Source organism: Streptomyces sp. CC208A (assembly GCF_030010625.1).
In the GTDB taxonomy this organism is placed as follows: domain Bacteria; phylum Actinomycetota; class Actinomycetes; order Streptomycetales; family Streptomycetaceae; genus Streptomyces.
The window spans coordinates 1-12,828 of sequence record NZ_JASCXN010000013.1 but is presented as its reverse complement, the minus strand read 5'-3'; the positions used below and the strand labels follow the sequence as shown (position 1 = coordinate 12,828).

Sequence of the window (12,828 nt, the reverse complement as noted above, 5' to 3'; positions counted from 1 at the left end):
AGCGAAGGAGGTCCAGCATGGCCATGCCGCTGCCGGTTCCGCTTCCGGAGGACAGCGTGTCCGAGGAACCGGACGACCGCGAAGGCGCGACTGTCGAGGAGACCTTCGAGCTGTTCAGTGCGCAGGCCCCCAAGGGCTGGCGCGTGGAGCTGATCGAAGGGGAGATCTACGTGGTACCTCCGGCCAACGGCGAGCACGAGGAGATCGTGTCGGAGCTGAGTGGTCAGGTCCGAGACCATGACAAGGGGCTCGGCCGCTACACCGGCATCGGCCTGAGCCTCCCAGGGACGGGTGACACCGTCCGTGTCATCCCGGACCTCGCGATCGCTCCCAAAGGAAGCTTCGGGGACAAGCAGGACTGGCACGCCCCCGACGCCGTCCTTCTCGTCGCCGAGGTCACCTCCGCCTCGACCGCGAGCCGCGACCGCGTGCTGAAAATCCGGGCCTACGCCCGCGCCGGAATCCCCGTCTACCTGATGATCGACCGCGAGGCCGGCGAAGCCGTCGTCTGCTCCGAGCCCGACGCCGACGACTACACCCACAAGTCCATCCACAAGCTGGGGACCGAAGTCCCCCTCCCCGCCCCGCTCGGCTTCACCCTGGACACCGCGGAGTTCTGACCTGAGAAGCGGACCCCGGCGCGGCTCAGGGACCGCCCAGGGGAAACCCCGAGGCGCCCGGCGCGCCCGGCGGCAAGAATGGGCCGGTGCGGTATCTCATCCTCGGCACCACCGAGGCCCTCGGACCCGACGGCGCCCCCCTGCCCCTCGGCGGTGCCCGCCTGCGGGCGCTGCTCGCCGCGCTCGCGCTGCGCGGGGGACGGGCCGTGCCGGTCGGGGAACTCGTCGACGACGTGTACGGGGACGAGCCGCCACTCGACGCGCCCGCCGCGCTCCAGGCCCTCGTCGGCCGCCTCCGCCGGATCCTCGGCCGGGAGGCCGTCACCGCCACGGCCGGGCCCGGCTACCGGCTGGCCGCCGGGGCGGAGGACATCGACCTGTACGTGTTCGAGCGCCGCGCGGCCGAGGCCGCCGCCCGTCTCGACGCCGGCGACCCGGAAACGGCCGCCGCCCTCCTGCGGGAGGCCCTCGGGCTCTTCCGCGGCCCCGCCCTCGCCGACCTGCCCGGACCGGCGGGCGTCCGGCCCGAGGCCCAGCGCCTCGCCGCCCTGCGCCGCCGCGTCGAGGCCGACCTGCGGCGCGGCGCCGTCGACGGGCTCGTACCGGAACTGACCGAGCTGACCGCCGCGTACCCGTACGACGAGGGCTTCCACGCCCAGCTCATCCGCGCCCTGCGCGCCGAGGGCCGCCACGCCGACGCCCTCGCCGCGTACGAGACGGCCCGCCGCACCCTCGCGGACGCCCTCGGCACCGACCCGGGCCCCGAACTGGCCGCCCTCCACCGGGACCTCCTCGACCCCGACCCGGCGCACCCGGCGAAACCCGCCCTCACCGGCGGCAACATCCGGCCCCGGCTGACCTCCTTCGTCGGCCGGGAGCCCGAACTGGCCGCCCTCAGGGACGACCTCGGCCGGTCCCGGCTCGTGACGCTCACCGGGCCCGGCGGGTCGGGGAAGACACGGCTCGCCGAGGAGGCGGCCCGGCAGGCCGCGGGACCCGACGCGTGGATCGCCGAACTCGCCCCGCTCGACGACCCGGAGGCGCTCCCCGGCGCCGTCCTCTCCGCGCTCCGCCTCCGCGAGATCAACCTGATCACCCGCGACGGCACCGCCCTCCAGGACGACCCCACCGCCCACCTCGTCGAACACCTCGCCGACCGCCCCTCCTTCCTCCTCGTCCTGGACAACTGCGAGCACGTCGTCGACGCGGCCGCCGCCCTCGCCGAGACGCTCCTCGCCCACTGCCCGGGCCTCCGCGTCCTCGCCACCAGCCGTGAACCCCTCGGCGTCCCCGGCGAGACCGTCCGCCCCGTCGAGCCGCTGCCGCCCGCCCCCGCGCACCGGCTCTTCACCGAGCGGGCCCGCGCCGTCCGCCCCGCCTTCGACCGGGACCACGCGCGTGCTGTCGACGGCGCCGACACCGCCGACGCCGTCGCGGAGATCTGCCGTCGGCTCGACGGCCTGCCCCTCGCCATCGAACTGGCCGCCGCCCGCCTGCGGCTGCTCACCCCCCGCCAGATCGCCGACCGGCTCGACGACCGCTTCCAGCTCCTCAGCTCCGGCGCCCGCACCCTGCTGCCCCGCCAGCAGACCCTCCGCGCGGTCGTCGACTGGTCCTGGGACCTGCTCGACCCGGCCGAACGCACCCTGCTCCGCCAGGTCTCCGTCTTCACCGGCGGCTGGGACCTCCCGGCCGCCGAAGCCGTCCACGCGCCCTCCCCGGGAGGGAGTTCCCCCGGAGAGGCCGACACCCTCACCACCCTCGGCGCCCTCGTCGACAAGTCCCTCGTCGTCGCCACCCCCACCGACCACGGCGAGATGCGCTACCGCCTCCTGGAGACCATCCACGAGTACGCCGCCGAGCGCGCCGCCGAGACCCCCGCGCTGCTCGCCGCCGCCGAGGCCGCCCACACCGCGCACTTCACCGCCCTCGTCGAGGAGGCCGAACCCAAGCTCCGATCCGGCGAGCAACTGCCCTGGATCGACCGGCTCGAACGGGACCTCGACAACATCCGGGCCGCCCTCCACCGCACCCTCGTCACCTCCCCCGACGAGATCGCGGGCTTCCGCCTCGTCCTCGCCATGGGCTGGTTCTGGTGGCTGCGCAACTACCGCACGGAGGGCCTGTCCTGGACCCGCCGCGCCCTCCGCCTCGGCGACGATCCGGATGACCAGGACGATCCGACCGACCCCCGCCACTGGCCGCGCATGCACCTGCGGCTGCTCTCCCTCTTCCTCGGCATGGAGGACGAGAACATGTACACGGGCGACCTCCGCGAGAACCCGGAGACCCTCGCGCTCGTCCGCCGCGTGCGGGACGCCTTCGGTGAGGACCCCGGCCCGGAGTCCGCCCGCTTCCCCGGCCTGCTCTGGCCGTTCACCGCGTACCTCACCGAGGAACCGTCGACGGTCCGCGCCCTCCTCGACTCCGGCGTCGACATCTGCCGCCGCCACGGCGGCGACTGGGAGATCGGCGTGAGCCTGATGTTCCGCACCCACATGATCGTGGACATGCCCGGCGGCTTGGAGGGTGTCGACGAGGACCTGGCCGAACTCCGCTCCCTCTGCCGCCGGGTCGGCGACCGCTGGATGGGCGCCCAGGTCGCCTCGGCCGCCGCCGAGGCGAACATGACGCGGGGCCGCCGCCGCGAGGCCAGGGAGGCGTACGAGGAGGCCCTCGGGCTCGCCCGCGAGGTCGGCGCCCACGCCGAGGCCCCGTTCCTCATCGCCCGCCTCGCCGAACTGACCTACCGCGACGGGGACACGGCCGCCGCCGAGCGCGGCCTCGAAGAGGCCGCGCGGGAGGCCGAGCGGCTCCACCTCCGGGACGCCCTCGCCTACGTGGACTTCCTGCGCGCCGTCCTCGCCCTCGAACGGAACGACCCCGCACGCGCGCGTGCCCACATCACCTCGGCCGGCGCGCACCTCCGCACCGGCACCCCGCCGCCGCACTTCGCCATCGCCCTGGACGGGTTCGTCGCCCGGATCGAGGCCCACGAGGGCGCGGGCCCGGCCGCCGTCACGGCCGCCGCCGGGGCGCTGCGCACCGCCCTCGGCGGCCACTGCGCGGACATCATCGTGATCGGCCTCGCCGAGGGCCTCGTCCTCGCCCTGGAGCGGGCCGGCGACATGGCGCTCTGCGCGCGCGTGGCGGCCGCCGTCGACACCTGGCGGCAGGACACACCCCGCTCGGTGCCCGAACGGCGCGAGGCCGAGGCGATCCTCGCCTCCTGCCGGGCCGCGCTCGGCGAGGACGGCCTCGCCGCCGCCCGCGCCGCCGGCGCCGGCCTCACCCCCGAGGAGATCCTGACCCTGCTTGAGCCGTACACCCCCGGTACCGCCGCGGCCGTCAGGAACAGCTGATCCGGGACTCCGCCCAGTCGGCGACGGCGGCCTGCCCGAACGGCGTGTGCTCCTCCACCACGAGCCGGAGCGTGGACAGCCCGTCGAGGGGCACGTGCACCGGCAGCGCCGGATCGCCCGGCCGGACCACGGGCGAGCGCCAGAGCCGCTCCCCGTCCCCGTACACGGAGAAGCGGACGCCGCCGGGCCCGAGCGGGACGCTCAGGTCGTCGACGCCGACGAGCGCGTCGTAGCTCGTGCACTGCCGGTTGAGCCGGATGAGCAGCGAGGACGGGGCGTGCACGCTGACGCCGTACGCGTACGAGCTGTCGTTGATCGACATCCCCTGGCGCGACCACATCCAGGTGCCGTCCTCCTTGACGACCTCGGGCGCGGTGCCGTCGCCGAACGCCTCGTACTCCAGCCGGTCGACCCGGTAGAAGGCGGGCGCGGGCGGCGGCGGGGGAGGCGTCGTCGGAGGCGGTGTGGGCGTAGGAGTGGGGGAGGGCGTGGGTGAAGGCGTGGGCGTCGGCGTCGGCGTCGGCTTGGGGCTGGGCGGCGGGGGCGTCGGCTTCACCGTCGGCGTGGGCTTGGGAGTCGGTGTCGGCTCAGGGGCCGGTGTCGGAGTCGGTGTCGGCGTGGGTTCCGGCGCGCGCGGCGGGGGCGGGACCGGCCGGGGCGAGGGCTTCGCCGACGGCGGCGGGGGCTCGACCGGTGCGGCGGGGGCGGCGGGGGTGACGGCCGGCGGCGTCGGCCTGGGCGCGGCGACCGGCTGCGGGTCGCCGCTCATCGCCCAGACGAGCCCGGCCGCCGCGGCGACGGCCACGGCGGCGGCGATCCCGGCCTTCGCGGGCGCGCCGAGCCCCTCGGCGGCGGCCCCGCCGGAGGCGGCGCCGGACGTCGACCCGCCGGTGGCGGCCGCCGCGGCCCCGGCCCCGGCCGCGCCCACCGCGCCGCCCGCGACGACACCGGCGGCCTTGAGGGAGTAGCCGGCGGCGAACCAGCCGATGACCGCGACCGGGAGCAGCGCCGGGATGCCCGCGTTGACATGGGCGAGTTCACCGGCGGCGACCCGGCACTTGGCGCACTCCTCCAGGTGCTTGCGCAGCCCCCGTTCGGCCCGCATCCGCAGGCCGCCGCGCGCGTAGGCGCCGAGCCGGTCGGCGTACCGGGCGCAGTCGCCGCCCGCGGTCAGCGACTGGCTGACGTGCGCCTGGAGGTAGGCCTGCTTGAGCCCTTCGCGGGCGCGGCTGGCGAGCACCGCGGTGGCGTTGGCGGTCAGGCCGAAGAGGGGGGCGACCTCGCTGGGCGACTCCTCCTCGACGGTGGTGTGCCACAGGACGGCCTGCCAGCGCTCGGGCAGCGAGCGGAAGGCCTGCATGGCCAGCGACTGTTCGGCCTCCTGCATGGCCCGGACCTCGGCGCCGAGGTCCATGCCCGCTCCGAAAGACGCCGTCTGGTCGGAGACCTCGGAGGCGCGGGCGGCGTCGGCGGCGAAGACGGCGAAGTCCTCGACGAGGTGCTCGCGCTTCTGGGTCTTCGCCCAGGCCGCGCCGACCCGCCGGACGGTGGTCATCAGATAGGCGCGGACGGCCTGTTCGGGCCCGGCGCCGCCGCGGACGGCCTGGAGGGTGCGGGCGAAGACCTCGGCGGTGAGGTCGTCGGCGGTGTGCGCGTCCCGGCAGCAGGTCCTGGCGTACCGCCGCACGGCCTCGGAGTGACGGCGGAACAGCTCCTCGTACGCGGTGTCGTCGCCGTCCCGCATGCGCCGGATCAGATCGGCGTCGGAGGGCGGCAGCTCCCGGGGCGGCGGCAGCACGCCCTCGCCGTCGTCCGCGGGCGGCAGGGGTACGTCGTCGGTGCCGGGGCCCGGTACGGAGACGGGCGCGGCGCCCGCGGGCCTGCCCTCGCGCTGCTGCGGAACGCTCGGCTCGTCCGGGCCGTGCGGTGAGCCGGGGCCGTGCGGCGCGCCGGTGGGAAGCGGGCCTCCCTGGCTCGGCACCTGGCGGGCGGGCAGGCCCTCGGCCTCCGTGGCACCGCCACCGCCCAGCGGATCGTCCCGACCCTCACCGCTCATCGCGGAAGCCCCCGTACGCCTGCGCAGACCCGAACACCGGGCAAGAGTGCCACAGGGTGCGGGCACGTCGAAGCGCCACGACGACTTACCACTCGTCCGGGGCGACTTCCCGCACCCGGGCGTAACCGCTCACGCGTTCGTGTCACGCTCGTCGGCCCGCCCGGCCCAGAGGACCGGCGGACCGACAAGCACCGGCCGACGGTTCGTTACCGCGAACGCAGTCCTTCGAGCAGGATGTCCAGGAGCCGGGCCGAGGCCGCCGCCTGCTGGGCGGCGTCCGGCAGCGCCGGGGCCGAGGTGGCGATGACCAGCAGCACGTCCGCCACCGTCACGTCCGTCCGCAGCTCACCCGCCTCACGGGCCCGCTCCACCAGCCGGCCGACGACCTCCAGGAGCTCCGCGGCCCCCGCGTCGTCCCGCTCGTCCACGGGCACCGCCCGGGGCGCCACCACGCGCGTGTCCGACGGCTCGCCGAGACCCCGCTGGTACGGCACCCGGGTCGCGTCCCCGTCCACCGCGGCCGCCGGGGCCTCGTCGACACCGACCCGCAGCACCTGCGGCGGCAGCAGCCGTCCGGCACCCGAGGCGACCGAGGTGCGCAGGAACCGGGAGAGCGCCGACCACGGCTCCTCCTCCTGCCCGAGCGCGGCCCGCGCCTGCTCGGTCAGCCGCGCGGTCTCCTCCTCGGCTATCCGCCGCACCAGCACGTCCTTGCTGGGGAAGCGCCGGTACACCGTGCCCACGCCGACGCGGGCCCGACGGGCCACGTCCTCCATCGGAGCCCCGTAACCGAGCTCGCCGAAGACCTCGCGCGCGGCACGCAGCACGTGCTCCAGATTGCGCTGGGCGTCCACCCGCAGCGGCGCCGAACGCCCGCCCGCCGCCGGACCGCCCACGACGGTGCCGGCACCGACGACGGTGCCGCCGGCCGGCGCGCTCCCGGCCACGGGCACGGCGGCCACGGCCCCCGCACCCCGCTCGTCCCGCTCCGCCCCGACCACGGACTGCCAACGAGAATCCTGAATCTGCATAAGCGTTCCCCCGCTCATGATGTCTCCCCCCGGAGACTCCCCGCCCTGATACGGGGTTCCCGGCCGAAGTGCGCATCGGTCCGCGCGCACGCCGGATCCGGCTCCCCGACGAACTACGAACATAGTTGAGTCCGGGTCAATTCAGAAGGGGGAGTTCCGTACGGTGCGCCCCCCGATCGGAGCAAGGCACCGAAGTCACCGGTTTCCCACCCCGTGACCGGCCGCCCCCGCCCGCCGTGACCTGCGTCATCGTCCCCCCGCCCGTCACACGCGCCACCCCGCGCCTCCCCACCCCTCCGGTCACACAATTCGCCGAGCCTGTGGACAAACCCCGGACGGCGATGCCTCATGGGACGGTGACCGAACCTGCGCGCATTCTCGTGGTCGGCGGTGGCTACGTCGGCATGTACACCGCGCTGCGCCTCCAGCGGCAGCTCAGGACGGAGCTCGGAAGCGGCGCCGCCGAGATCGTGGTGGTCACCCCCGACCCGTACATGACGTACCAGCCGTTCCTGCCCGAGGCCGCCGCCGGCTCCCTCTCCCCGCGTCACGTCGTCGTCCCGCTCCGCCGCGTCCTGGACCGCTGCCGCATCCTCATCGGCGAGGCCGAGTCCATCGACCACGCCAAGCGCACCGCGATCCTCACCACCCTCGCCACCGACGAGGAGGGCGCGGGCCCGGCCACCCTCACCTACGACGAACTGGTCCTCGCCCCCGGCTCGGTCTCCCGAGCCCTCCCCGTCCCCGGCCTCGCCGAGCACGGCATCGGCTTCAAGACCGTCGAGGAGGCCATCGGCCTGCGCAACCACGTCCTGGAACAGATGGACATCGCCTCCTCCACCCGCGACCCGGCCCTCCGCGACGCCGCCCTCACCTTCGTCTTCGTCGGCGGCGGCTACGCGGGCGTGGAGGCCCTGGCCGAACTGGAGGACATGGCCAGGTACGCCACCCGCTACCACCCCACCATCAAGCCGGAGGACCTCCGATGGGTCCTCGTCGAGGCCGCCGGGCGGATCCTCCCCGAGGTCGGCGACGAGATGGGCCGGTACGCGATCCGCGAGCTCCGCGGCCGCAACGTCGACATCCGCCTGGGCACCCGCCTCGACAGCTGCGAGGACCGGATCGCGGTCCTCAGCGACGGCACCCGCCTGCCCACCCGTACCGTCGTGTGGACCGCGGGGGTCAAACCGGCCCCCGTGCTCGCCGCCACCGACCTCCCCCTCGACGAACGCGGCCGGATCCGCTGCACCGCCCACCTCACCGTGGACGGCACCCCCCACGCGTGGGCGGCCGGAGACGCCGCCGCCGTCCCCGACGTCACCGCCGCGGAACCCGGCACCCCCTGCGCCCCCAACGCCCAGCACGCCGTCCGCCAGGCCAAGGTCCTCGCCGAGAACCTCGCCGCCTCCCTCCGCGGCCACCCCCTCAAGGAGTACGCGCACGCGTACACCGGCTCCGTCGCCTCCCTCGGCCTCCACAAGGGCGTCGCCCACGTCTACGGACGCAAGCTCAAGGGCTACCCGGCCTGGCTGATCCACCGCGCCTACCACCTCAGCCGGATACCCACCGCCAACCGCAAGGCGCGCGTCCTCGCCGAATGGACCCTCTCCGGCCTCTTCAAACGGGAGATCGTCTCCCTGGGCTCCCTCGAACACCCCAGGGCCGAGTTCGAACTCGCCGCCGCGCCACCACCCCCGCCCCCCGGACCCGACCCCGAGGGGAACGACAAGCCGTGACCCCTGGCACGACCGCCCGACATCAGGGCCTGACATCACTGTCAGTGCACTCGTCCACACTGGACGTGTGACCATAGGTGGGCTCACACCTGCACAGCGTGACTCCGCACGGCACCGACACCACGAGGCATACAGATCCGTGAACTTCACCCGTTGGAGCGCCCGGCTCCCCGGCACGCAGCGCCGCGCGGCGCGGGGGACCGAAGGCTCCGTGCCCGCCGCCCGCGGTGAGTACGGTCCGCAGGCGGAGCACCCCGCCGAGGACGCCGACCCCGGTGACGTCCCCGCCCTGGAGGACTTCTCCGTACGGGACCTCCTCGGCCGCCTCCCCGGCCTCGTCGCCCTCGTGTACGGCCCCGAGCACCGCATCGCGTACGTCAACGAGGCGTACGCCTCCGCCTTCGGCTCCCGCACCGTCGGCGCCACCGTCGCCGCCACCTGCCCCGAGGCCGAGGACCTCGGCCTGCTGCCCCTCCTCGACCAGGTCCTCCGCAGCGGCAAGCCCCGCACCGTGAAGTCCCGCCGCACCGCCGACGGCGGCTCGTACACCGTCACCTGCCTGCCCGTCGACAGCCCGCGGCTCGACGGCGGCGGCGTCCTCGTCCACGCCGTCGACGTCACCGACCACGCCGAGGCCGCCGAGCGGCTCCGCGCCAGCGAGCGCCGCCACCGCGAGACCGCCGTCACCCTCCAGCGCTCCCTCCTCCCGCAGGAGCTGGAGCAGCCCGACGACCTCCGGATCGCCGCCACCTACCAGCCCGGCGTCGCGGACGCCGCCGTCGGGGGCGACTGGTACGACGTCATCACCCTCGGTGCCGGCCGCACCGCGCTCGTCATCGGCGACGTCATGGGCCGCGGCGTCCGCGCCGCCGCCGTCATGGGCCAGCTCCGCACCGCCGTCCGGGCCTACGCGCGCCTGGACCTGCCCCCGCACGAGGTCCTCCAGCTCCTCGACGGCCTCGCCGCCGAGATCGACGCCAGCCAGATCGCCACCTGCGTCTACGCCGTCCACGACCCCAACGAGGGCAAGCTCCTCTACGCCTCCGCCGGCCACCTCCCGATCCTCGTCCGCGACGAGGACGGCACCGTCCGCAAGGCCGGCGACCCCACCGGACCCCCGCTCGGCACCGGCGGCTGGCTGCACACCTCGGGCTCCATCGCCCTGCCCCCCGGCTCCACCGCCGTCCTCTACACCGACGGCCTGGTCGAGCGCCGCCGCGAGGACATCGACGAGGGCGTCGAGGCCCTCGCCCGCGCGCTCGCCGGAGCTGCCGGCACCCCCCAGGTGATCTGCGACCGGCTGCTCCGCGCCCTCGGCGTCACCGCCGAGCACGACGACGACGTCGCCGTCCTCGTCGTCCAGCACCCCGCCCGCGACGGCGCCGACGCCGAGCTCTTCCACAACGCCGCCCTCGAACTCCTCGGCGGCGTCGAGGCCGCCCCACGCGCGCGTGCCTTCGCCTCCGGCGTCCTCTCCTCCTGGCGCTTCCCGGTCGAACTCCGCGACCTCGGCGTCCTCGCCACCAGCGAACTGGTCGCCAACAGCCTCCAGCACGGCACCCCGCCCATGCGCCTGCGGCTGCGCCGCACCGACCGCCGCCTGATCATCGAGGTCACCGACGGCGACGACCACCTGCCGCGCCGCCGCCGGGCGGAAACGGAGGACGAGGCGGGTCGCGGGATCTCCATCATCGCGACGATCGCCTCGTCCTGGGGGAGCCGCCGCACCCCGGGCGGCGGCAAAGCGGTGTGGTGCGAGTTCGCCCTGCCCGACTAGACAGCGGGGACTAGGCAGCGGCGGCGGTCTCCTTCTCCGGCCGGTGCCGCGCCACCACCCGCGAGGGCTTCGCGGCGAGCGCCGGCCGGTCCTGCACCGGCGTGAGCAGCCTGCCGAGCCGGACCGCGAGCACGGTCACGAGCAGCGAGAACAGCACGAAGGTCACGATGTACGGCCCGTGCAGCGAAGCGCCCATCGGACCGCCCACCGCGGGACCCACCGCGAGCGCCAGCTGCTTCACCAGCGCGAAGGCCGAGTTGTACGAGCCCACCATCGACTCCGGCGCCAGATCGGCGACCAGCGGCGCCACGGTCGGCGACAGCATCGCCTCGCCAAGCCCGAACAGCGCGTACGTGGAGACGAACGCGGCCGTCGCCATCGCCTGGCTGCCGTGCCCGAGCCCCGCGTACCCGGCGATGATCCACGCCACCGCCCAGATCAGACCCACGGCCGCGATCACCCGGGTGCGCCTGCGGCGCTCCACGAACTTCAGCACCAGGAACTGCGCGAGGACGATCACCGCCGTGTTGGCGGCCAGCGCCATCCCGAGCGCGGAGGGTGCGATGCCCGCGGCCTCGGTGCCGTACGCGGCCAGACCCGACTCGAACTGCCCGTAGCAGGCGAAGAAGAGGACGAAGCCGAGGACGCACAGCTGCACCATCGCCTTGTGGCCGAGCAGCGCCCGGACCCCGCCCTTGCCGCCCCCGGCGGGCCGCGGTCCCTGGAGCGCCGGCGCACCGGCCGTCCGCACGGTGCCGACCACCGCGGCGAGCACCAGGAACATCGCCGCCTCGATCGAGAACAGCAGCAGGAAGCTGTCGGGCCGGCTCACGTCGACGAGCTGGCCGCCGATCAGACCGCCGACACCCAGACCGAGGTTCTGCAGGAAGAACTGGAGCGCGAAGGCACGGGTCCGCCCGGTGGGCTCCGAGCACCACACGATCATCGTGGCCAGCGCCGGCTGGAGCACCGCCGTCCCCGCACCGAGCAGCGCGGCGGCCCCCACGGCGGCCGGCATGCTCGACGCGAGCCCCATCCCGACGGCCCCGACCGCGGCGAGCGCCGAGGCCACGAGCAGCACCGGCACGGGCCCGCGCCGGTCGATCGCCCGCCCGCTGAACGGCAGCACCACGAGCGCGGCCATGGCGAAGACGGCCAGCACCACACCCGCGGTCGTCGCGCCCAGATCCCGCACCTGCGCCACGTACACATAGAGGTACGGCACGGTGAAACCGAGTCCGAACGCGCTCAGCGCGCTGCCCGCCTGAATCCGGCGCATCGCCGCGCCCCTCGCCTTGGTCACACTCACCCACTTCGCTCGCGGCTTCAGACCTGTACGCCTGAACCCTGAAGACTTAAACCCTAAAGTTCGATCCTTAACAGTACACATGGAAGGACTTCAACGCCAACGAGCGCCGTGGGATACTCCCCGCATGTCCGACACCCCCGAGCGGTCCGCCCCGCAGCAACCGCAGGAGCCGACGCTCGACGAGCAGATCGCCGCCTACCAGCGCGAGTACCGCGACCTGGACCCCCAGGTGGAGAAGGTGGTCTCCGCCCTGGGCCGGCTGAACCGCCGGATGAACGTGGCGTACGGCCGCCAGCTCGCCGACCTCGGCATCAGCAACGCGGAGTGGGAGGTCCTCAAGACCCTCGTCCTCTCCGGCGCCCCGTACCGCCTGGGCCCGGGCGAACTGGCCAAGCGCCTCGGTCTCACCCCCGCCGCCATGACCCACCGCATCGACCGCATGGCCGGCGAGGGCCTGGTCACCCGCGACCGCGACGAGACCAACCGCGTCCGCGTGATCGTCGAGCTGACGGACGAGGGCCGTACGAAGTGGCTGGAGGCGATGCGCATGGCCACCGACTTCGAGGAGGAGCTCCTCCAGGACCTCTCCACCGAGGAGCGCGGCGCCCTGGGCGACGCCCTGATCCGCCTGCTCCGCAGGGTGGAACTGACCCAGCCCGACGCGGGCGGCCGGCTCACGGACCTCGACTGAGGACGTCACCCGGCGCGGGTTGACACTCCCCTGCGGGACGCGTAATGTTCTCCGAGTTGTCACGGAGCCGGAACGGTTCTGCGACAGCCATCCCGCCGCGATAGCGGCATCACCTCAACCCAGCACGATCTCCCTCACGGGATGAATTCCGGCATGCCGTAATTCAATTCGAACGGCTCGATTATGAGTCACCGAGGGGATCCGCTAAGGTTTGAGACGTCGGAACGGCCCAACGGCCGGGAAGAA

General features: G+C 74.5%; 8 protein-coding genes. 5 read left to right on the top strand and 3 right to left on the bottom strand.

The window, feature by feature from the left end:
* Positions 1-23: 23 nt before the first annotated feature.
* Both QK442_RS16120 and QK442_RS16115 read left to right on the top strand, forming a co-directional pair.
* The gene (locus QK442_RS16120) at positions 24-620 is read left to right on the top strand and encodes a Uma2 family endonuclease (protein WP_282694776.1); all 597 of its coding nucleotides are present in this window, start codon (positions 24-26) and stop codon (positions 618-620) included.
* An 86-nt stretch (positions 621-706) separates the two neighbouring features.
* Positions 707-3,982, top strand: coding sequence for a BTAD domain-containing putative transcriptional regulator (locus QK442_RS16115; protein WP_282694636.1), 3,276 nt, complete (start codon positions 707-709; stop codon positions 3,980-3,982).
* On the opposite strand, the gene QK442_RS16110 is transcribed toward QK442_RS16115, so the two are convergent.
* Both QK442_RS16110 and QK442_RS16105 read right to left on the bottom strand, forming a co-directional pair.
* The gene (locus tag QK442_RS16110; RefSeq protein WP_282694635.1) at positions 3,969-6,038 is read right to left on the bottom strand and encodes a sigma-70 family RNA polymerase sigma factor; all 2,070 of its coding nucleotides are present in this window, start codon (positions 6,036-6,038) and stop codon (positions 3,969-3,971) included. The two genes, QK442_RS16115 and QK442_RS16110, sit on opposite strands and share 14 nt — an antisense overlap.
* Positions 6,039-6,244: 206 nt before the next feature.
* On the bottom strand, positions 6,245-7,087 hold the full coding sequence (locus QK442_RS16105) for a helix-turn-helix domain-containing protein (protein ID WP_282694634.1): 843 nt from the start codon (positions 7,085-7,087) through the stop codon (positions 6,245-6,247).
* Positions 7,088-7,410: 323 nt separating this feature from the next.
* On the opposite strand from QK442_RS16105, the gene QK442_RS16100 reads away from it, so the two are divergent.
* Together QK442_RS16100 and QK442_RS16095 are read left to right on the top strand one after the other, a co-directional pair.
* Complete coding sequence (locus QK442_RS16100; RefSeq protein ID WP_282694633.1) at positions 7,411-8,805, top strand: NAD(P)/FAD-dependent oxidoreductase; 1,395 nt, start codon at positions 7,411-7,413, stop codon at positions 8,803-8,805.
* Positions 8,806-8,944: 139 nt separating this feature from the next.
* A complete protein-coding gene (locus QK442_RS16095) occupies positions 8,945-10,582 on the top strand; it encodes a SpoIIE family protein phosphatase (RefSeq protein WP_282694632.1) in 1,638 nt (545 codons plus the stop codon).
* Positions 10,583-10,592: 10 nt separating this feature from the next.
* Here the strand turns inward: QK442_RS16095 and QK442_RS16090 are convergent, their stop codons facing one another.
* Positions 10,593-11,861 carry an MFS transporter gene (locus tag QK442_RS16090; RefSeq protein WP_282694631.1) on the bottom strand — a complete coding sequence of 423 codons (1,269 nt, stop codon included), beginning with the start codon at positions 11,859-11,861 and terminating at the stop codon, positions 10,593-10,595.
* A gap of 154 nt (positions 11,862-12,015) precedes the next feature.
* Here QK442_RS16090 and QK442_RS16085 point away from each other — a divergent pair, with 154 nt between their 5' ends.
* Positions 12,016-12,582 carry a MarR family transcriptional regulator gene (locus tag QK442_RS16085; protein WP_282694630.1) on the top strand — a complete coding sequence of 189 codons (567 nt, stop codon included), beginning with the start codon at positions 12,016-12,018 and terminating at the stop codon, positions 12,580-12,582.
* Positions 12,583-12,828: the final 246 nt, after the last annotated feature.

Excerpts from the sequence above, each read along its gene's own strand:
- QK442_RS16120 (WP_282694776.1), top strand. The coding sequence starts at position 24 with ATGCCGCTGCCGGTTCCGCTTCCGGAGGACAGCGTGTCCGAGGAACCG.
- QK442_RS16110 (WP_282694635.1), bottom strand. The coding sequence starts at position 6,038 with ATGAGCGGTGAGGGTCGGGACGATCCGCTGGGCGGTGGCGGTGCCACG.
- QK442_RS16090 (WP_282694631.1), bottom strand. The coding sequence starts at position 11,861 with ATGCGCCGGATTCAGGCGGGCAGCGCGCTGAGCGCGTTCGGACTCGGT.
- QK442_RS16100 (WP_282694633.1), top strand. The coding sequence starts at position 7,411 with ATGCCTCATGGGACGGTGACCGAACCTGCGCGCATTCTCGTGGTCGGC.
- QK442_RS16085 (WP_282694630.1), top strand. The coding sequence starts at position 12,016 with ATGTCCGACACCCCCGAGCGGTCCGCCCCGCAGCAACCGCAGGAGCCG.
- QK442_RS16105 (WP_282694634.1), bottom strand. The coding sequence starts at position 7,087 with ATGAGCGGGGGAACGCTTATGCAGATTCAGGATTCTCGTTGGCAGTCC.